Here is a 19,060-nt window from a genome sequence, read left to right as displayed (position 1 = left end):
GTGATGATAAAGACTTGATAAAGTCTTTATCATAGTAAAATTATTTTTCCCCTATATAAATAAAATGCTGTATACTTCCTTCAAAATTATATAAATTTATTAATTCATAATCTCCCCAAAATAATGGTTTAAAAGGTTTAAATTTTTCTTTTAATTCTTCAATCGTATTTGTAAAATTTATATAAGTAGATTCGCCATTTAATCTTGGACTAGATTTTACTTCCACTAAACCATTATCTTTAACATCTCCTGCAACAAATTCTTGATAAGCTTTAGAGCTAATCATTGTCGCGAAAATTATTGCTCCATCATTACATAAATCATAAAATTCTTCAATAGTTTTTTGAAAGTCTTTGTTTGGTAGATAATATAAACTTTGATTTGCAAAAATAAAATCCATTTTTACATTAAATAAATTTTTAAAACTAGAATTTGGTGTAATAACATGAAAATTATTTTCATTTATCCTAGGATCTTTTTTCCAAGTATTTTTTAAGCTAGGAACAATATCTATACCATAAGCATTAATATCCCCCCCCCGTTACATCTTGAAAATACTTAGAATGAACTCCATTTCCACAACCAAAATCAAGTAAATTTCCACTTGTTTTGTTTAATTTGTATTTTAAGATTCTCTCATAAAATCTTATAACATGTCCATCTGGATATTGTAAGCCATATCCTTCATTGTCATATTTTTTAGTATATCCTGATAGTGAATTATCCATCATTTCTCCTTTAAATTTAAGATATAAATTAATTATACAATAAAATAAGTCTTTGTTATTTATTTTTTAACAAATTTACACTTAACAAAACAACAAAACTAAAAATTAAAAGTATGAGACTATAAATATGAGCTGTAGCAAAATCTAAATTTTCCATACTTTCATATATAGCAATACTAGCTACTTTTGTTTCCCCGCTTAAAGAACCACCTATCATTAATACTATGCCAAACTCGCCCATAGTATGTGCAAAACTTATTACTAAAGCACTGAACATAGTTGGTTTGATACTTGGTAAGATTACTTTAAAAAGTGTGATGAAAGAATTTTTTCCCAAAGAAAAACTTGCTTCTATAATATTTTTAGAAATTAAGGACATTGCATTATATAAAGGATTAAACATAAAAGGTAAAGAGTAAATGCAACTTGCTATTACCAAGCCTTCAAAAGTAAAAGCTAAAGTGATATTAAAATATTTTTCTAAAAATTCTCCAAAAAAAGAATATTTTGAAAATAAAATCAACAAGTAAAAACCAACAACAGATGGTGGTAAAACTAAAGGTAAGGTCATTATAGTTTCTAGAATTTTTTTTGCCTTAAATTGCTTAAAAGTAAAAACCCAAGCAAGAGGTATGCAAAAACAAAACAAAATTATACAAGTAATAATAGAAAGTTTTATGGAAACTAAAAAAGGCGTCCAATCTATACTTAATAATAATTGCGTCATTGTAAAACTTTCTCAAGTCAAAAAAACTTGAGATTATTTTCCTAAATTTGGCTCCATTTCTATAATTTTCCAAGGAAGCCCTTGGGTATTTAACTCATCCATGAAAGGTTTGGCGTCAAATTCTTCCATGTTAAACACACCTTTTCCTTGCCAAATTCCTTTAGCAATTAATTTCGTACCTATCATAGCAGGGACACCTGTAGTATAGCTCACAGCTTGCGCTCCAGTTTCTTTAAAGCATTCTTCGTGATTACAAACATTGTAAATATAAACTTGTCTATCTTTTCCATCTTTTACACCACGGATTACACAACCTATATTAGTGTAACCTTTAGTACGAGGACCTAAACTAGCAGGATCAGGAAGTAAAGTTTTTAAAAATTCTATTGGTATTATCTCTCTGCCTTGATGCATAACAGGTTTAATACCTAGCATACCAACATTTTCAAGACATTTCATATGAGTTAAATAACTTTGTCCAAAAGTCATAAAAAATCTTATTCTTTTTAGACCTTTGATATTTTTTACTAAACTTTCAAGCTCCTCATGATAAAGCAAATAACTATCCTTTACTCCTACTTCAGGATAATCCCACTCCATTTTTATTTCCATAGGTTCAGTTTCTATCCATTTTCCATTTTCCCAATAACGACCCTTAGCAGATACTTCTCTTAAATTTATCTCAGGGTTAAAATTAGTTGCAAAGGCATATCCATGATCACCTGCATTACAATCTAGTATATCAATATAATAAATTTCATCAAATAAATTTTGTTGCGCATAAGCGCAAAATACATTAGTAACACCTGGATCAAATCCACTGCCTAAAAGTCCTAAAATTCCTGCTTGTTTAAACTTATCATTTCTTGCCCATTGTTCTTTATATTCAAATTTAGCCAAATCAGGATGTTCATAGTTTGCAGTATCTACATAGTGGATATTAGTTTGAATGCACGCATCCATTAAAGCAAGATCTTGATAAGGCAAAGCCACATTTAATAAAATTTCAGCTCCTATTTTTTTAATAAGCTCTACAACAGCAGATGTGTCATCTGCATCTATTTGCTCAGTTTGAATTTCTATACCTAAACGCTCTTTTATAAAAGCTGCTATTTCATCACATTTACTTTTAGTTCTACTTGCTAGAGTTATTTTACTAAAAACATCACTATTCATTGCACATTTTACAGTTGCAACGCAACTTACACCACCTGCACCTATAATTAAAAGATTTTTCATTAACTATCCTTAATTTTTTTGAAAATTGTAACAAAAAAACTTTATAAAGCATTGAAATAAAAAATAATTTTTATAATGTTTTTTTAAAATAAAACAAGTAAAATGATGGTTTTTTAAATTTTTTAAGGACACTTATGAATTTACAAAGTGTGGAATTTTCTTATCCTATTATTATTACTTTTATTACCTATGCATTTTTAATGCTTTTTATAGGTTTTTATTTTTACAAAAAAAATCAAAATAGTAAAGATTATTTTGTTGGAAATGCATCAATGGGGCCGGTAATATCTGCCTTAAGTGCAGGTGCTTCTGATATGAGTAGTTGGCTTTTAATGGCTTTTCCCGGTGCTTTATACGCAGCTGGATTGGGACAAATTTATATAGCCATAGGTTTAAGTTTTGGTATGTTTCTAAACTGGACCTTTGTTGCTAAAAGATTAAAGATTTTTTCTCAAATAGCCAAAGAATGTATTACAATTCCTGATTTTTTTGAAAGTCGCTTTCATGATGATAGACATATTTTAAGAAGTATTTGTGCGGTAGTTATTTTAGTATTTTTTACTATTTACATTAGTGCTGGATTAGTAAGTGGTGCTAAACTTTTTGAAAGTGTATTTAATTTGCCTTATATTTTTGCATTAAGTATTGGATTTTTAGTTATTGTTTTATATACTTTTTTAGGTGGCTATAAAGCCGTATGCTGGACTGATATGATACAAGGACTTTTAATGATGAGTTCATTAATCATCATTCCTTTTGTGATGATTTTTGAACTTGGCGGCTTTGGCGAAGCTTTTTCTACTATAAATGATGTAAAACCTCAAGCTTTTGGTTTAGATGGTGGTGGTTGGCTAGTGGTAGCATCAACCTTGGCCTGGGGACTTGGATATTTTGGCCAACCTCATATTTTAATTCGCTTTATTTCTATAAAAAATGTAAAAGAAATTCCTACTGCGACTTTTATAGGCATAACTTGGATGGTAATTTCTCTATTTGGTGCTGCTATGATAGGATTTTTAGGTATTGCTTATATAGCTAAATTTGATCTTACTTTAAATGATCCTGAAAGAATATTTATTGTAATGTCTCAAGTGCTTTTTAACCCTTGGGTGGCTGGAATTTTACTCAGTGCAATTTTAGCAGCCATTATGAGTACTGCAAGTTCTCAATTGCTAGTATGCGCTTCTAGCTTGGTACAAGATTTTTATACACAAATCTTAAAAAGAAAAACAAATGATAAAAATATTACTTTGTTGTCACGCTTAGGTGTTTTGATTGTAGCGTGTGTAGCTTTTATACTTTCACTTGATACTCAAAGTCAAATTTTAAGCATAGTCTCTTATGCTTGGGCAGGTTTTGGAGCTAGTTTTGGAAGCGTTATTTTATTTTCTTTATTTTATAAAAATATGAGCAAAGAAGGTGCAATAGCTGGAATGGTTAGCGGGGCTTTAACTGTTGTATTTTATAAGCATTTTGGTTCAAATTTTATAGAAATTTATGAAATCATTCCTGGATTTTTAGTCGCAAGTTGTTTTATTATGATTTTTAGTATAATATTTAAAGCAAAAAAACATACAATAAAACATTATGAAAAAATGCTGAAAGAAATTTAAAATGTTTAAATCTTTTTTTTATTCTAAAAAATGGGCTTTATGGGCTTACTTGGGTCTGTTTTTTTTATTGTCTTCTTTATTAGCACAAACCTCTATTAATGTAGCAATAAATGAATGGTATAAAGAATTTTACGATGTTTTACAAGATGCAAAAAATCATAGCATAAATGATTTTTATCATTTTATTAAACAATTTTTATATTTAGCACTGCCTTATGTATTAATCGCTACTATCACGCAATATTTTGGAAGCATATATGCTTTTAAATGGCGCGAGGCTATGACTTTTGATTATATTAAATTTTGGCAAAAAAAAGATGATAACATAGAAGGTAGTTCGCAAAGAATTCAAGAAGATATCTATAATTTTTCAAAAATCATAGAAAGTTTAGGGTTAGCTTTTGTCAAAGCAATTATGACTTTAGTTGCTTTTGTGCCAATTTTATGGATGTTAAGTGCACATGTTAATTTACCTATCTTAAAAGATATTAATGGCTCTTTAGTATGGATTGCATTTTTGGTTTCTTTAGGAGGTTTAGTTATATCATGGTTTGTAGGTATAAAACTACCTGGACTAGAATATAACAATCAAAAAGCCGAAGCTGCTTTTAGAAAAGAACTTGTTTTTGCTGAAGATGATAGAAAAAATTATGCAAGCGATGAAAGTATTTTAAGTTTATTTACCGGGCTTAAAATCAATTATAAAAGATTATTTTTACATTATGGGTATTTTAATATATGGCTTTATTTATTTGAGCAAATCATGGTTATAGTACCCTTTTTAATCATGGCTCCAAGTTTATTTTTAGGACTTATACAACTTGGAATTATCATACAAGTTGGTAATGCTTTTGACCAGGTTAGATCTTCATTTAGCATTTTTATTACCAACTGGACAACTATCACACAGCTTCGTAGTATTTACAAGCGTTTAGATGAATTTGAAAAAAATATAGAATATAGAAAACATTAAATTAATTTAAAATATATCATTATTTTTAAGCTAATTTTATAGTTTTGATTTGATATAATTTTGCGAAATTTTATTAAAGGAGTTTTTTTGGACCCCAGTCAATCTTTAGACTTAAATCAAACACTACCTACTGTTGCCTCTATTGATATAGGCTATTCTACTTTTATGATTCTTGTTGCATTAGCTTTAGTGCTTTTAAATGGATTTTTTGTTTTATCTGAATTTGCTATTGTTAAAGTGCGTAGATCAAAACTTGAAGAAATGGTAAAAGAGAAAAAACGCAATGCAAAAAAAGCTTTGGAAGTCACTTCAAAACTAGATACTTATTTAAGTGCTTGCCAACTTGGTATTACGCTAAGCTCTCTTGCTCTTGGTTGGATAGGCGAACCTGCTATTGCTAAAATTCTTGAAGTTCCTCTAGCAAATTTAGGTTTAGCTCCAGCATTAATCCATACCATAGCATTTATTATTGCTTTTGCTATTATCACATTATTGCATGTTGTGCTAGGCGAGTTGGTCCCAAAAAGCATTGCTATAGCCATTGCAGATAGAGCTGTTTTATGGGTTGCAAGACCATTGCATTTGTTTTGGTTACTTTTCTTACCTTTCATTAAAACATTTGACTTTTTAGCTGCAGTTTCTTTAAAAATTATAGGTATAAAACCTGCCAAAGAACACGAATTAAGTCACTCTGAAGAAGAGATTAAATTTATTGCGAGTGAAAGCCAAAAAGGTGGAGTTTTGGATGAATTTGAAACTGAAATCATACGCAATGCTGTCGATTTTTCAGATACAGTAGCAAAAGAAATCATGACACCTAGAAAAGATATGATTTGTCTTAATAAACAAAAAAGCTATGAAGAAAATATGCAAATAGTTTGTCAGTATAAACATACACGCTTTCCATACATAGATGGTTCTAAAGATATCATTTTAGGTATGGTGCATATTAGAGACATTATGCAAAATGAACTTAGCAAAGATAAGAAAAATTTAGATGATTTTCTCATCAAAATGATCCTAGTTCCAGAAAATATTAGTATATCTAAAGTTCTTTTCATGATGAATAAAGAACAAGTACATACAGCATTAGTAGTAGATGAATATGGCGGAACTGCTGGTCTTTTAACTATGGAAGATATTATGGAAGAAATTGTTGGTGATATTAACGATGAGCATGATGATTCTAGTCCACATTTTAAAAAGCTTGCAGAAAACATTTATGAATTTCAAGGAAGATATGAAATTAGCGAAGTAGAAGAAATGCTTGATATACGCTTTAATGAAGAATTAGAACAAGTCACTATAGGTGGATATGTTTTCAATCTTTTAGGACGCTTACCGGTGGTTGGAGATAGAATAGAAGATGAATTTTGCTACTACGAAGTCAAAAAGATGGATGGAAATAGCATAGAACGCATTAAAGTTGTACGCAAAAATACTGATGAAGAAGAGTAGCAAACTCTTCTTTTACTTTTCTATAACCCTCAAATCTTATTCATTTTAACTTACAAGGAAAATTTTTATGCAACTACATGATGAAATTAATCAATTTATACAAGAATGCAAAAGCATTATGATATCGTCTTTAAATTTAAACAATCAAACCATATGTTCATATACTCCTATTATAAAAAACAAAAATGACTTTTATATTTATATTAGTGAAATTGCCGAACACTTTGAAGGAGTAAATTACAATAATAAAAACATAGAAATTATGTTTATAGAAGATGAAAAAGATTGCATATCAATCTTTGCAAGAAAAAGGCTTAAATTTAGAGTAGAGAGTGTAGAAATAACAAGAGATAATCAGCTATTTGAACAAGTATTAAATACTTATGAAAATGAAAACAATAAAGAAATAATCCAAGTCATTAAAAATATGCAAGATTTTCATTTATTTCAGATTATACTGAAAAATGGAAGATATGTTAAAGGTTTTGGAAAAGCATATGAAATTAATGAAGGAACAATTAATTTAATTAATTCAAAAGGACATAAATAATTCAAGATGAGCTTTTGCCCATCTTGATAGATTAACCATTTCTTTTTTTGATAATTTCTTCAGAAACATTTTTTGGAACTTCATCATAGTGATCAAATTCCATAGAATAAGTAGCACGGCCTTGAGTTTGACTTCTAAGATCGGTTGAGTAACCAAACATCTCGGCCAAAGGACAAAATGCCGTAATAATTTTATTACCACCTCTTTCATCCATTGAATTTACTTGACCACGGCGTTTATTTAAATCACCAATAACATCACCCATATATTCTTCTGGAGTTTCAACTTCAACTTTCATCATAGGTTCTAAGATTACAGCACCTGCTTTTCTAGCACCTTCTTTAAAGCCCATAGAAGCTGCAAGTTTAAATGCCATTTCAGAAGAATCCACTTCGTGGTAACTTCCATCATAAACAGTTACTTTAACATCTTCAACAGGATATCCCGCTAAAACACCATTTTGTAGTGCCTCTTGAACACCTTTATCAACTGCTGGAATATATTCTTTTGGAATTACCCCACCTTTGATATCATTTACAAATTCATATCCACTACCTGGTTCAAGTGGCTCAAGTCTTAAGAATACATGACCATATTGTCCACGACCACCTGATTGTTTAGCGTATTTGTATTCTTGCTCAACTGTTTTTCTAATAGTTTCACGGTAAGCAACTTGAGGTTGACCTACTTCGGCTTCAACTTTAAATTCACGAAGCATTCTATCAACAATAATTTCTAAGTGAAGCTCGCCCATACCTGAAATGATAGTTTGACCACTTTCTTCATCTGTTGAAACTCTAAAGCTTGGATCTTCTTGAGCTAATTTATTTAAAGCAATAGACATTTTTTCTTGATCTGCTTTTGTTTTAGGCTCAACAGCAACTGAAATAACAGGATCTGGAAAATCCATTCTCTCTAAAATAACCTTATCTTTTTCACTTGCTAAAGTATCACCGGTTAGTGTGTCTTTAAGTCCAACAACCGCTCCGATTTCTCCTGCATATAAAGTTTTAATTTCTTCTCTTTTATTAGAGTGCATTTTCAAAAGACGACCGATTCTTTCTTTTTTATCTTTTGTTGAGTTGTATGCATAAGAACCGCTTTCTAAACTTCCTCTATACACACGAACGAAAGTTAATTGCCCAACAAAAGGGTCAGTCATAATTTTAAATGCTAGACCTGCAAACTCACCATCATCAGTTGATTTTACAGAAACTTCTGTACCGTCTTCATATTCACCTTTAATATTAGCAACTTCATCAGGAGCTGGTAAATAAGCAACAACAGCATCAAGTAATGGCTGAACACCTTTATTTTTAAAAGCTGTACCACAAAGCATAGGAACCATAGAAAGACTTAAACATCCTGCCTTAATACCTGCTTTGATTTCTTCTTGAGTAAGCTCTTCACCACCTAGGTATTTTTCCATTAATTCATCGCTTGTTTCAGAAACTGCTTCTATCATTTTTGTGCGATATTCTTCAGCCTTTTCTTTAAGTTCAGCTGGAATTTCTTTTTCTACATAATCAGTTGGTTTATTTTCATCTTCCCATACCAAAGCTTTCATGGTAATAAGATCAATTACACCTTTGAAATTATCTTCAGCACCGATTGGAATTTGAAGTGGAACTGGGTTACCTTTCAAACGATTTTTGATTTGTTCTTCAACATTAAAGAAATTTGCACCAATTCTGTCCATTTTATTTACAAAAACAATTCTTGGAACACCATATTTATTAGCTTGTCTCCAAACAGTTTCTGATTGTGGTTGAACTCCACCTACTGAACAAAATACCGCAACTGCACCATCTAAAACACGCATTGATCTTTCAACTTCAATTGTAAAGTCAACGTGGCCTGGAGTGTCTATAAGGTTAATTTGATGGTTTTTCCAAAAACAAGTTGTAGCAGCAGAAGTAATTGTGATACCTCTTTCTTTTTCTTGCTCCATCCAGTCCATTGTAGCTGCACCATCATGCACCTCACCAATTTTATGACTCATACCTGTAAAGAAAAGAATTCTCTCACTAGTAGTTGTTTTACCTGCATCAATATGAGCTGCGATACCTATATTTCTAACTCTTTTTAAAGGAGTACTTCTTGACATATTTTACTCCTCTTACCAGCGATAATGAGCAAATGCTTTATTAGCTTCTGCCATTTTATAAGTATCTTCTTTCTTCTTGAATGAAGCACCTTTGCTATTAGCTGCATCTAATAATTCTGCTGCTAATTTTTCTATCATAGTTCTTTCGCTTCTTTTTCTAGCAAAAGAAATAATCCATCTTATAGCTAAAGCTTGTTGTCTAGCTGGGCGTACTTCTACTGGCACTTGATAAGTAGCACCACCAACACGACGAGATTTAACTTCTAATAAAGGCTTAATATTTTCAATAGCATCATTAAAAATTTCTATACCTTTTTTTTCTCCACCTTTTTTATCGATAGCTTCTAAAGCACCATACATAATAGTCGTAGCTGTGCTTTTTTTACCATCATACATTAAAGAATTAATGAATTTTGTGATTACTTTGTTTCCATAAATCGGATCTGGCAAGACTTCTCTTACCGGAGCTTTTCTTCTTCTCATAATTTTCCTTCAAATTTATAATTTTACTCAAACAAAATCAAATCTAACGGATTTGTCTGCAATTTTATTACTTAGCTGCTGCTTTAGGGCGTTTTGCACCATATTTAGAACGAGAAACGGTTCTTTTTGCAACACCTGCAGTATCTAAGGCACCGCGAACAATGTGATACTTAACACCTGGTAAGTCTTTTACCCTACCACCACGCACTAAAACAATGCTGTGTTCTTGTAGGTTGTGACCTTCACCACCGATATAACTAATAACTTCAAAGCCACTTGTAAGTCTTACTTTGGCAACTTTTCTTAACGCTGAGTTTGGTTTTTTAGGGGTTGTTGTATAAACCCTAGTGCAAACTCCCCTTCTTTGTGGACAATTTTTAAGCGCTGGAGATTTAGATTTCTCTAAAACTTTTTTGCGCTCTTTTCTAACCAATTGATTTATGGTAGGCACAATAATTCCTTTCTTTAAAAAAAATGTAATAAACTTTGGATAATATCTAAATTTTACTTACAAAAATATAAACTAAAAACAATTTAAATCTTTTTGCAAATTTTCTAAAAACAAACTCACATGATAAACATTGGTGCTTGCATGATTTACATTAATACTTAGTGGAATAAAACATTGATTTTTTTCTTGATAATTTTCCCACTTGTAAGAATAGGAAAAAAATAATTTTCTTTTTTATGTAAATGTAAAGAGAAATTCTCAAAAATTTATCCAAGGGATTGCTGAAATATTAAAAGAATTTTTAATATTCTCTTTTACAAACATAGTGTTTTCTTTAATGAATTGTTTATCTTGCTCGAAATTATGTAAAAAGTTTTGAAAATCTTCATTAAATTCAGTCCATAAAACACAAAAAGTCTTTGATTTTTCACAAAAAGCGGTATAACTTTCGGATGGATAATATCAAAACAAATTAATTTATCATCCTCTAAGTATAATTTAAATTCAGGTATTAAATTAACATTTTTACTTAAAAAATAGATAAAACTACCATAAAAAGAATATTTTTGATTTTTAACAAAAGAATAAAATTTACTAATATCTAATTAACATTTAATTCAAAAGAGCAGGGAAATTTAGTATAAAATTCAAAATGCTCTTTTCTTGAGTAAGTTTTTAAATCTATAATCTTCAAATTATTATCCTTTAAATTTAAAGATTACAGCAAATCCTATCTAAAAAAATAGATAGGATTGAAATCATTGTTTATTGGTATTGTATTGTAAATAAACCACATGGGTAGCTAAATACTCTTCAAGACCATGTTTTCCATCAGCTCCACCTATGCCACTTTTTCTAAAACCTGCATGAAATCCTTGCATTGCTTCAAAATTTTCACGGTTAATATAAGTTTCACCAAATTTTATTTCTCTACTAGCTCTCATTGCTATATCTAAATTTTGCGTATAAATAGAACTTGTCAGTCCATATTCACAATCATTTGCCATATCAATTGCCTCATCAAGTGTATCAAATTTAGTAATTGGTAAAATCGGAGCAAAAATTTCTTTTTGCATGATCTCATCTTCATGCTTAACATTTGTAAGAACGCTTGCAGGAAAATAATATCCGCTTGTATCGGTGATTTTTCCACCGCATTCTACAACTGCTCCTTTATTCGTAGCTCTCTCAAGCATTGCTAAAGCATTATCAACCCCTGCTTGATTGACAAGCGGACCCATATCAAAATCGCCTTTCAAAGTGTTTCCAACACTTACTTTACTCATGGCTTTTACAAATTTATCTACAAATTCATCATAAACACTTGTATGCACATAAGCTCTTTCGGCACAATTGCAAACTTGTCCGTTATTGCAAATTCTACTTGCCTTAATCGCTTCTACCGCTAAATCAATATCTGCATCTTTACACACTATAGCCGGTGCCTTTCCGCCAAGTTCTAGAGAAACCTTAATGATATTTTTAGCTGCAGCTTCCATCACTCTAGTTCCTGCTTCAACACTCCCTGTAAGACTTACCATACCTATGTTTTCATTACTTGATAATTCATGTCCTACCACACTACCCTTACCTGCAACTAAATTAAATACACCTTTTGGTAAAGAACTTTGCGAGACAAGCTTTGCAAATTCAAAAGCATTATTTGGAGTTTCACTGCTTGGTTTTATAACAATGGTGTTGCCTGTTAGTAAAGCAGGCGCCATCTTTCTTGCGATTAGAAAAAATGGAAAATTCCAAGGTAAAATTCCACCAATTACACCAATGGCACTTTTATATAAATATATATGCTCATTAGCTCTATCACTTTGTATAATTTCGCCTTCATACCTTCTAGCCCATTCAGCGGTATAATCCATATAATCTGCCGTAAAATTAATCTCTACACTAGCTAAAGCTCTAGTTTTTCCTTGCTCTTGCATTAAAATTTCTGTTAAAAAATTAGCATTTTTGCGTATTAAACTAGCTATTTCTCTTAAATGATTTGCTCTTTCAATCGCTGGTTTAGCTTCCCAATTTTTTTGTGCCTTTTTAGCTGCTTCAATTGCTCTTTGTGTATCTTCTAAAGAAGCACTTGCTACTCTTGATATTACTTCTTTGGTAGCGGGATTTAAAACTTCTATAAATTCGCCATTGTGTGGGATAAATTCGCCATCAATATAATTTAAATAAGTTGTCATTTTTTCTCCTTTTTTAATCTAAATGAAATACTTCCTCCATATTTAGCCACTTTTGTCCTGCATGAGCTAAAGATATTTGGCAGGGATCTGTAACTTTCCACCATTGTTGTGTATTTTTATCTTTTGCCATCTTAGCCATATCTGCATCAAAATCAACACCTGTATATTCAAAATATGCAAACAAATATTCTCCAAATAAATAAATAGAATAATTTTGTATATTACATTCTTTAATCATCTCACAAACACCTTTATAAGGCTTTGCATGAAGATCTTTATACTCTTGTATTTTTTCCTTTTTAATTTTTATAATTTGACCATATCTTTGCACCTATCCTCCTTATAAATTGATAAAGCATTTTTATAAAATATCTTGTCCAAATCTTTAAAAATATTTCCTTCTATGATAAATTTAGCCCATTTAGCTGGAGCTATTTTTGCCACAGGATAATTACTACCAAATATAAATTTATCTTCACTAAAAACATTCTTTAAAAATGAAAAACATTGAGATATAAAATCTCTATGAATTTTTATCGTAAAATCATCTGGTACGGAAATTTTTATCCATAAATTTGGGAAATCTTTTAATTTATGTAATATTTTTTTATATTCATCAAAATAGTTAATTTTAGGACTGCCCATATGATTTAAAACTACTTTTAAATTAGGATTATCAAATAAAAACTTTTCCAATATCCAAAGTTCTTCATTTTTCATGCAAGCTTCAAAAGGTATATTAAAAACATTTAGAAGTTCTAATTTTTCTTTAAAATCTGCTTCAAATAGTCTCTTAGCACCCTTTTTACTAGTATGCATTACCTCTCTAAAAGCACATAAGTGTTCTTTGTACTTTAAATCAGCTAAACAAACAAAAAGACCATGTTCTTGTTTTTGCTTTAATGCAAATAAAGCTTCTTTTTCCAAATCATCACTATTTGTTTCAACATACATCGCACCTAAAAAATCAAATTCTTTATACTCATTTTTTGCCCTTAAAAAATCATAATTTTGTTCCAATCTATTATTGCCTTTTATCCACGAAATAGGCATTTTACTTAAATCCCAAAGATGCAAATGAGAATCAAAAATTTTTTGCATTTTTAAGCCTTTATTTTAGAACCAAAAAAACCATACCATGATACATATAAAAATAATGGGGCCATAGCCAAATATCCCATGCTTGTTCCAAAATAATCATTAATTAAACCCATGATAATAGGCATAATAGCACCACCAACTATACTCATAACAAGTAAAGAACCACCTAATTTCACTTGATTAAAAGGAAGATTTTTTGTTGCAACTGCAAAAATAGTAGGAAAAGAAATGGACATAAAGAAAAATAATGCAATTAAAATAACTATACTAATAAATCCGCTAGCAAAATACAAGCATACACATAAAATCACATTAATAAAAGAATACCATCCTAAAATAGTCTCACCTTTAATTTTCTTCATCAAAGGCGTAGAAAAAATACGACCTAACATAAAAGCAATTAAAGCTATCGAAAAATAATAAGCCCCTTGTTCATCTTTTAGATTTTCATTATGCTCACTAAGATAATTTATAAAAAAAGCTCCTGCACTAACTTGATTTGCTATATACAAAAATTGTGCTAGCAATCCAAAATTAAAATGTTTATGCTTAAAAACTCCAATAGGTTTTGAGGTATCTTTTTGTTCATAATCACTACTTACTGCTGATCCTTCTGGAATTTTATTCAATGCAAAAGCAATCAAGATCAAAATAACAATTGCTGCAATACCAACATACACTAACTGGACATTACCCATATTAGCAAGTAATGCAGCTTCTATTTGTTCTTTACTTGCACCTTCTTCTTGTTTTGTAATAGATAAAAACAAAGCTCCACCTATGATAGGTCCTAAAAATTGACCCAAACCATTAAAACTTTGAGCAGCATTAATTCTAAAACTAGCATTTTTCTCATCACCAAGTTTCACCATATAAGGATTAGCACTAGTTTCCAAAGAACCAATACCGCAAGCTAAAATAAAAAAAGCAAATAAAAATAAGTAAAAATTAGCTAAATTTGTAGCTGGAATAATCAATAAACAACCTATTGCATACAAGATTAACCCAAAAATAATACCAATTTTATAAGAGTATTTATTTGCTATATATCCAGCAGGTAATGCTATGATAAAATAAGCACCAAAATAAGCGAGTTGCAAAAATCCACTTTCATGTTGAGTGATATGTAAATGATTTTGAAAATTCTTATTCATCACATCAATCAGTCCATAACTAACTCCCCATAAAAAGAAAAGAGAAGTTACTAAAATAATTGCTATTTTTATATTTTTAGAGTTATTTAACATATATCCTCCTTGTTATTAAATTTCATCCCAATTTAGAGCTCTATCTAAATAGATATATCCACCATCAGGAGTTAAAATTTGTCCTGTTGTGTGTGAAGCAAGAGGACTTAGTGTAAAAACTGCTGTGTTTGCTATTTCTTCTATAGTTGTAAAACGATGACCTAATGGTATGCATTTTGCTATTTTTTCATATTGAGCTTTTGGATTTGGAAAATTTGACAACCATTTTTCATAAAGAGGAGTCATAACTTCAGCTGGTGCTATAGCATTAACTCTAATATTATCTTTTGCAAAAGCGCAAGCCCATTCTCTTGTAAAACCTATTTGAGCAGCTTTTGCTGAAGCATAAGCTGAAGTTCTACCTTGTCCTGTTAAGCCGGTTTTACTTGTGATATTTAATATACTTCCTTGTTGCTTTTTAATATATGGTAAGCATTCTTTAGTCATAGTATAATAATGAAAAAGATTATTTTCATAAGATTTAATTAATTCTTCAGTTGTAGCATCTTCTATATGTAAATTATCATTTGCTCCAGCATTATTAACCAAAGCATAAATTCCACCATATATATTAACAACACTTTTAACAAGTGTTGAAATTTGTTCTGTATTTTTTAAATCTATTTGATAAAATCCATAATTTCCGCAAATGTCTTTTAGTTCATCATCTTTTTCTTTAGAAATTTCACTTCTTGAAAAAATAATTGGAATCCCACCTTCTAAAGCCCATAATTTAGCAATACCATAACCAATCCCTTTAGCACCACCTGTGATGATACAAATTTTGTTTTTAATTTTTAAATCCATAATATATCCTTTTTTATTAATTTAGCAAGTTGTAGCAAGTCTCCAAACTGAAAAATCATTTTGTTCATTTAACTCTGCCTTTACCAATTCTCCATTTGAAATTCTTATGATCAAATCTATAAGCTCATCACGCACTTCTTCTTTTGTCTTAATCCCATCTATAATACTTCCTGCATTAATATCAATAGCATCATTCATATTTTCATAACAAAAAGTATTAGAACTCATTTTAATAGTAGGCACAATAGCTGAACCTGTAGGAGTACCGCGACCTGTAGTAAAAACACAAATATTTGCTCCACCTGCCACCATAGCACTAAGTTGTTCTATATCATTACCTGGCGTATTCATAAAAGTAAGTCCTTTGGAAATTACAGGTTTAGCATAATCAATCACATCCATTAAAGTTCTAGTACCTGCTTTATAAACACAACCTAAAGACTTTTCTTCTATAGTACTAAGCCCACCTGCAATATTTCCTGGACTAGGATTTGCTCCGCGTATATCAGCATGAAAAGATTTAACTAAATTCTCATAGCCTAAAATCTTATCATATACCTTTTTAGCTACTTCATCATTTTTTGCTCTCTTAGCAAGTATAGCTTCACACCCTATAAGCTCTGTAGTTTCTGCTAAAATTACTGCACCACCTTCATCAATTACAAAATCACTTAAACTTCCTAAAGCAGGATTGGCACTAAGACCGCTATAACTATCGCTACCACCACATTCTGTACCTAAAATCAAATCACTAAAATCCCCATCTGTTTTTTCCAATTTTGCAGCATTTTCAAGCATTTGATTTACTATTTTAACACCCTTTTCTATGGTATTTTTACTACCACCGCACTCTTGTATTACTAAATATTCAACCATCTTATAAGGTGTCGCTTCTTTTATTTTTTCAGCTACTATTTTCGCTTGTATTACCTCACAACCAAGTCCTACAATTAAAACACCAAAAACATTAGCATTACTCCCATGGCCTATTAAAACATCTCTAGTTTGCAAAGCATCAAATTCAAGTTGAGAACAGCCATGTTGATGATTAATATATACTGCCCCATTGCATTTTTTGGCTATATTTTCACACACCTTATTAGCACAATGCACGCTTGGTATAATAATGACTTTATTTCTCAAGCCAAATTTTCCATCTTCTCTTCTATAACCCATTATCTTTTTCATATTTATTCCTTATCCCCACGACCTCTAATACCTGCACTATTGTGAATATGCACCCATTCACCTTTATTAATATCGCAACTTGCACTAGCTATAGCTTCTGCATATTTGATGACAACTTCATCTTTTTTTATATCTTTTAGTGCAAATTTATGTCCACTTGCAATATCATCTAAAAGTTCTATATTTTCCACGATTTCACCTTTTTTAAAATCACGCAAAGCAGTAGCGACATTATCTTTTTCATTGACTATAATATAGGCTTTCATAATTTTATACCCGTTTCTTTTTCTATAGTTTTAACAAGTTCTTTAGCTTCATTAAAACGAGTATTTAATTCTTCTTTTGTAGCATGCGATAAAGGATGGATGCTTGTATTTGCAAATTCAAATCCTCTAGCTTTTAAAAGCAAAGCAAATCCCATAGGAAAAGCCATACTCATACCAAATCTTATAACTTTTAATAAACTTTTTTGAATCAGCAAAGCTCTATCTATATTTTTTTCATTGATTGATTTATAAATTTCACTCATAAGTTCTGGAAAAACACCACCTATACTAGTCATAGAACCCTTTGCCCCTATCAGTAGTGCTCCTGCATAAAATTCTTCTCTTCCTACAAAAACATCAAAATCACAAGGCACTACATCTAATATATGATTTAAAAGTAAAGCATCTCCACTGCTATCTTTTATACCCACAACATTATCAAGCTTTGAAACTCTTTCTATAAATTTCAAACTTAGTGCTGGTGCAAAAAGAGGGATGTTATAAATATACAAAGGAAGCTTCACTTTAGAAGATAAATCTTTAATATATTCAAAAAGTGCATCTTCACTTAATTTATAATAATAAGGCATAGCAAGTAATAAAGCATCAAGCCCTAATTCATATGCTTTTTGTGCCAAAGTAAAAGTATTTTGATAAACTGTTGATGCAATACCTGTAATAACAGGGATATTATTTTTTGCAGCTTCTTTTGTAAGTTTCATTATTTTGACTTGCTCTTCTATACCTAAAGCTTGAGAATCTCCTGCACTACCATTACAAAATAATCCATTTAAACCTTTTGAGATACCAAATTCGCAGTATTTAATAAATTCGTTTTCATTAATATTTCCACTCATATCATATGGAGTTAATAAGGCTGGTAAAGTTCCCTTTAATATTCCCATATTTTTCCTTTCATTTTTTGTATATACAAAAATATTTTTATATACAAAAAATATAGCTAAAAATAGAAATTTTTAAAAACATCAAAATGATAAAAAAACAATACAAAAGTCTTATAAAAGTAGTTATAATCAATCATCTAAAGCAAAAACTGCTAATAGAAAATATTTTTTATATTATTAAAAATGTTACTAAAAGTAAAAAATATGATAGAATTTATCTATTGAAAAAGGAGTAAAATGACACATCAACCAACATTAAGAGTTTTAAAAATTTTAGAATTATTGGGCAATAATAATCAAAAAAATACACTAAGCTCTATTGCAAAAGATTTAAATATCCCTCCAGGGACACTTTCTCCTATACTTCAAACTTTACAAGCTAAAAATTACATTAAATGTGATAAAAATAAATTTTACACATTAGATTATAAAATTTTAGAAATTAGCCGTTGTATTTCAATAAAAAATAGCGCATTAGAATTAATTAAAAAACATATGAAAAACATCAGAAACTTAACAGGACAAACATGCCAAATGGGAATATTAAAAGAAGGAAATGTATTTTATTTAGAAAAACTTGATTCGGATAATCAAATACAAATCAAGTCTTTTGTCGGTGCTTCATATCCAGCTTACGCTACATCTTTAGGAAAAGCATTACTAGAAAAGAAAACCTATAAAGAGCTTGAAAAAATTTATCCAAATCCTTTTGAGAAAATAACACCAAATACATTAAATAATCTAAAAGAGCTTTACGAAGAATTATCTTCTATCAAAGAAAATAAAATAGCATTAGAAAGTGGGGAAATGAACCCAGAAATTGAGTGTATGGCTATAGGAATTGAATACGATGAAAAAATTATAGCTGCAATTAGTATTTCATATCATATATTTTACTCAAATGCAAATTTTAAAGAAAAAAATCAAAAAATTTTACTAGAAGAAAAATACAAAATAGAACAAGATTTAAAATTATATTTTCCGGAATTAGAAAATATATATCAATAAAAATCCCTAGC

The 19,060-nt window shown here is 30.0% G+C and carries 20 protein-coding genes and 1 pseudogene; 5 read left to right on the top strand and 16 right to left on the bottom strand.

Annotated elements, in window-relative coordinates; translation table 11 throughout:
* Positions 1-40 precede the first annotated feature (40 nt).
* From L8X97_RS07520 to L8X97_RS07505, 4 genes are all read right to left on the bottom strand, one after another.
* Positions 41-400 carry a hypothetical protein gene (locus tag L8X97_RS07520; RefSeq protein ID WP_133319916.1) on the bottom strand — a complete coding sequence of 120 codons (360 nt, stop codon included), beginning with the start codon at positions 398-400 and terminating at the stop codon, positions 41-43.
* A 124-nt stretch (positions 401-524) separates the two neighbouring features.
* Complete coding sequence (locus L8X97_RS07515; protein ID WP_240387661.1) at positions 525-728, bottom strand: class I SAM-dependent methyltransferase; 204 nt, start codon at positions 726-728, stop codon at positions 525-527.
* A 55-nt stretch (positions 729-783) separates the two neighbouring features.
* Positions 784-1,455 carry a molybdate ABC transporter permease subunit gene (gene modB, locus L8X97_RS07510; RefSeq protein ID WP_263662984.1) on the bottom strand — a complete coding sequence of 224 codons (672 nt, stop codon included), beginning with the start codon at positions 1,453-1,455 and terminating at the stop codon, positions 784-786.
* A gap of 33 nt (positions 1,456-1,488) precedes the next feature.
* Positions 1,489-2,694, bottom strand: coding sequence for a saccharopine dehydrogenase family protein (locus L8X97_RS07505; RefSeq protein WP_263662982.1), 1,206 nt, complete (start codon positions 2,692-2,694; stop codon positions 1,489-1,491).
* A gap of 134 nt (positions 2,695-2,828) precedes the next feature.
* On the opposite strand from L8X97_RS07505, the gene putP reads away from it, so the two are divergent.
* The 4 genes from putP (at position 2,829) to L8X97_RS07485 (ending at position 7,288) form a co-directional block, all read left to right on the top strand.
* Positions 2,829-4,307 carry a sodium/proline symporter PutP gene (gene putP, locus L8X97_RS07500; protein ID WP_263659886.1) on the top strand — a complete coding sequence of 493 codons (1,479 nt, stop codon included), beginning with the start codon at positions 2,829-2,831 and terminating at the stop codon, positions 4,305-4,307.
* 1 nt (position 4,308) lies between these two features.
* Positions 4,309-5,280 carry a putative transporter gene (locus tag L8X97_RS07495; RefSeq protein ID WP_133319920.1) on the top strand — a complete coding sequence of 324 codons (972 nt, stop codon included), beginning with the start codon at positions 4,309-4,311 and terminating at the stop codon, positions 5,278-5,280.
* 87 nt (positions 5,281-5,367) lie between these two features.
* Entirely contained in the window at positions 5,368-6,738 is a 1,371-nt protein-coding gene (locus L8X97_RS07490; protein ID WP_133319921.1) for a hemolysin family protein, read from the top strand.
* A gap of 67 nt (positions 6,739-6,805) precedes the next feature.
* On the top strand, positions 6,806-7,288 hold the full coding sequence (locus tag L8X97_RS07485) for a pyridoxamine 5'-phosphate oxidase family protein (protein ID WP_220566621.1): 483 nt from the start codon (positions 6,806-6,808) through the stop codon (positions 7,286-7,288).
* Between the two features lie 31 nt (positions 7,289-7,319).
* Here the strand turns inward: L8X97_RS07485 and fusA are convergent, their stop codons facing one another.
* From fusA to L8X97_RS07430, 12 genes and pseudogenes are all read right to left on the bottom strand, one after another.
* Entirely contained in the window at positions 7,320-9,395 is a 2,076-nt protein-coding gene (gene fusA / locus L8X97_RS07480; RefSeq protein WP_039617755.1) for an elongation factor G, read from the bottom strand.
* Between the two features lie 12 nt (positions 9,396-9,407).
* Positions 9,408-9,878: a 30S ribosomal protein S7 gene (gene rpsG / locus L8X97_RS07475; RefSeq protein ID WP_012661188.1), complete on the bottom strand. Its 471-nt coding sequence runs from the start codon at positions 9,876-9,878 to the stop codon at positions 9,408-9,410.
* Between the two features lie 67 nt (positions 9,879-9,945).
* Complete coding sequence (gene rpsL / locus L8X97_RS07470) at positions 9,946-10,329, bottom strand: 30S ribosomal protein S12 (RefSeq protein ID WP_012661187.1); 384 nt, start codon at positions 10,327-10,329, stop codon at positions 9,946-9,948.
* 72 nt (positions 10,330-10,401) lie between these two features.
* Positions 10,402-10,928: pseudogene (locus L8X97_RS08445) on the bottom strand (CatA-like O-acetyltransferase).
* Between the two features lie 159 nt (positions 10,929-11,087).
* Positions 11,088-12,527: an aldehyde dehydrogenase gene (aldA, locus tag L8X97_RS07465; RefSeq protein WP_263660793.1), complete on the bottom strand. Its 1,440-nt coding sequence runs from the start codon at positions 12,525-12,527 to the stop codon at positions 11,088-11,090.
* A 13-nt stretch (positions 12,528-12,540) separates the two neighbouring features.
* On the bottom strand, positions 12,541-12,858 hold the full coding sequence (locus tag L8X97_RS07460) for an L-rhamnose mutarotase (RefSeq protein WP_133319925.1): 318 nt from the start codon (positions 12,856-12,858) through the stop codon (positions 12,541-12,543).
* The gene (locus L8X97_RS07455; RefSeq protein WP_133319926.1) at positions 12,834-13,628 is read right to left on the bottom strand and encodes an amidohydrolase family protein; all 795 of its coding nucleotides are present in this window, start codon (positions 13,626-13,628) and stop codon (positions 12,834-12,836) included. Before L8X97_RS07455 ends, L8X97_RS07460 begins: the two co-directional genes overlap by 25 nt.
* Before the next feature lie 2 nt (positions 13,629-13,630).
* Entirely contained in the window at positions 13,631-14,875 is a 1,245-nt protein-coding gene (gene fucP, locus L8X97_RS07450; protein ID WP_220566619.1) for an L-fucose:H+ symporter permease, read from the bottom strand.
* Positions 14,876-14,890: 15 nt separating this feature from the next.
* Positions 14,891-15,682 (bottom strand): SDR family oxidoreductase, encoded by a 792-nt coding sequence (locus tag L8X97_RS07445; protein ID WP_220566618.1) that lies wholly within the window; start codon positions 15,680-15,682, stop codon positions 14,891-14,893.
* 21 nt (positions 15,683-15,703) lie between these two features.
* On the bottom strand, positions 15,704-16,870 hold the full coding sequence (locus L8X97_RS07440; protein ID WP_220566617.1) for a UxaA family hydrolase: 1,167 nt from the start codon (positions 16,868-16,870) through the stop codon (positions 15,704-15,706).
* Between the two features lie 2 nt (positions 16,871-16,872).
* Positions 16,873-17,136: a UxaA family hydrolase gene (locus tag L8X97_RS07435; RefSeq protein ID WP_133319930.1), complete on the bottom strand. Its 264-nt coding sequence runs from the start codon at positions 17,134-17,136 to the stop codon at positions 16,873-16,875.
* Positions 17,133-18,041, bottom strand: a complete 909-nt coding sequence (locus tag L8X97_RS07430; protein WP_220566616.1) for a dihydrodipicolinate synthase family protein — start codon at positions 18,039-18,041, stop codon at positions 17,133-17,135. Before L8X97_RS07430 ends, L8X97_RS07435 begins: the two co-directional genes overlap by 4 nt.
* Positions 18,042-18,278: 237 nt before the next feature.
* Here L8X97_RS07430 and L8X97_RS07425 point away from each other — a divergent pair, with 237 nt between their 5' ends.
* Entirely contained in the window at positions 18,279-19,049 is a 771-nt protein-coding gene (locus L8X97_RS07425; protein ID WP_220566615.1) for an IclR family transcriptional regulator, read from the top strand.
* Positions 19,050-19,060: the final 11 nt, after the last annotated feature.

The sequence above is a fragment of the Campylobacter sp. CNRCH_2013_0671h genome (assembly GCF_025773055.1).
Taxonomy (GTDB): Bacteria; Campylobacterota; Campylobacteria; order Campylobacterales; family Campylobacteraceae; genus Campylobacter_D; species Campylobacter_D lari_D.
This window is presented reverse-complemented; position numbering and strand designations above follow the sequence as displayed.

Excerpts from the sequence above, each read along its gene's own strand:
- L8X97_RS07520 (WP_133319916.1), bottom strand. The coding sequence starts at position 400 with ATGGATTTTATTTTTGCAAATCAAAGTTTATATTATCTACCAAACAAA.
- L8X97_RS07515 (WP_240387661.1), bottom strand. The coding sequence starts at position 728 with ATGGATAATTCACTATCAGGATATACTAAAAAATATGACAATGAAGGA.
- modB (WP_263662984.1), bottom strand. The coding sequence starts at position 1,455 with ATGACGCAATTATTATTAAGTATAGATTGGACGCCTTTTTTAGTTTCC.
- L8X97_RS07505 (WP_263662982.1), bottom strand. The coding sequence starts at position 2,694 with ATGAAAAATCTTTTAATTATAGGTGCAGGTGGTGTAAGTTGCGTTGCA.
- putP (WP_263659886.1), top strand. The coding sequence starts at position 2,829 with ATGAATTTACAAAGTGTGGAATTTTCTTATCCTATTATTATTACTTTT.
- L8X97_RS07495 (WP_133319920.1), top strand. The coding sequence starts at position 4,309 with ATGTTTAAATCTTTTTTTTATTCTAAAAAATGGGCTTTATGGGCTTAC.
- L8X97_RS07485 (WP_220566621.1), top strand. The coding sequence starts at position 6,806 with ATGCAACTACATGATGAAATTAATCAATTTATACAAGAATGCAAAAGC.
- fusA (WP_039617755.1), bottom strand. The coding sequence starts at position 9,395 with ATGTCAAGAAGTACTCCTTTAAAAAGAGTTAGAAATATAGGTATCGCA.
- rpsG (WP_012661188.1), bottom strand. The coding sequence starts at position 9,878 with ATGAGAAGAAGAAAAGCTCCGGTAAGAGAAGTCTTGCCAGATCCGATT.
- aldA (WP_263660793.1), bottom strand. The coding sequence starts at position 12,527 with ATGACAACTTATTTAAATTATATTGATGGCGAATTTATCCCACACAAT.
- L8X97_RS07455 (WP_133319926.1), bottom strand. The coding sequence starts at position 13,628 with ATGCAAAAAATTTTTGATTCTCATTTGCATCTTTGGGATTTAAGTAAA.
- fucP (WP_220566619.1), bottom strand. The coding sequence starts at position 14,875 with ATGTTAAATAACTCTAAAAATATAAAAATAGCAATTATTTTAGTAACT.
- L8X97_RS07445 (WP_220566618.1), bottom strand. The coding sequence starts at position 15,682 with ATGGATTTAAAAATTAAAAACAAAATTTGTATCATCACAGGTGGTGCT.
- L8X97_RS07440 (WP_220566617.1), bottom strand. The coding sequence starts at position 16,870 with ATGAAAAAGATAATGGGTTATAGAAGAGAAGATGGAAAATTTGGCTTG.
- L8X97_RS07435 (WP_133319930.1), bottom strand. The coding sequence starts at position 17,136 with ATGAAAGCCTATATTATAGTCAATGAAAAAGATAATGTCGCTACTGCT.
- L8X97_RS07430 (WP_220566616.1), bottom strand. The coding sequence starts at position 18,041 with ATGGGAATATTAAAGGGAACTTTACCAGCCTTATTAACTCCATATGAT.
- L8X97_RS07425 (WP_220566615.1), top strand. The coding sequence starts at position 18,279 with ATGACACATCAACCAACATTAAGAGTTTTAAAAATTTTAGAATTATTG.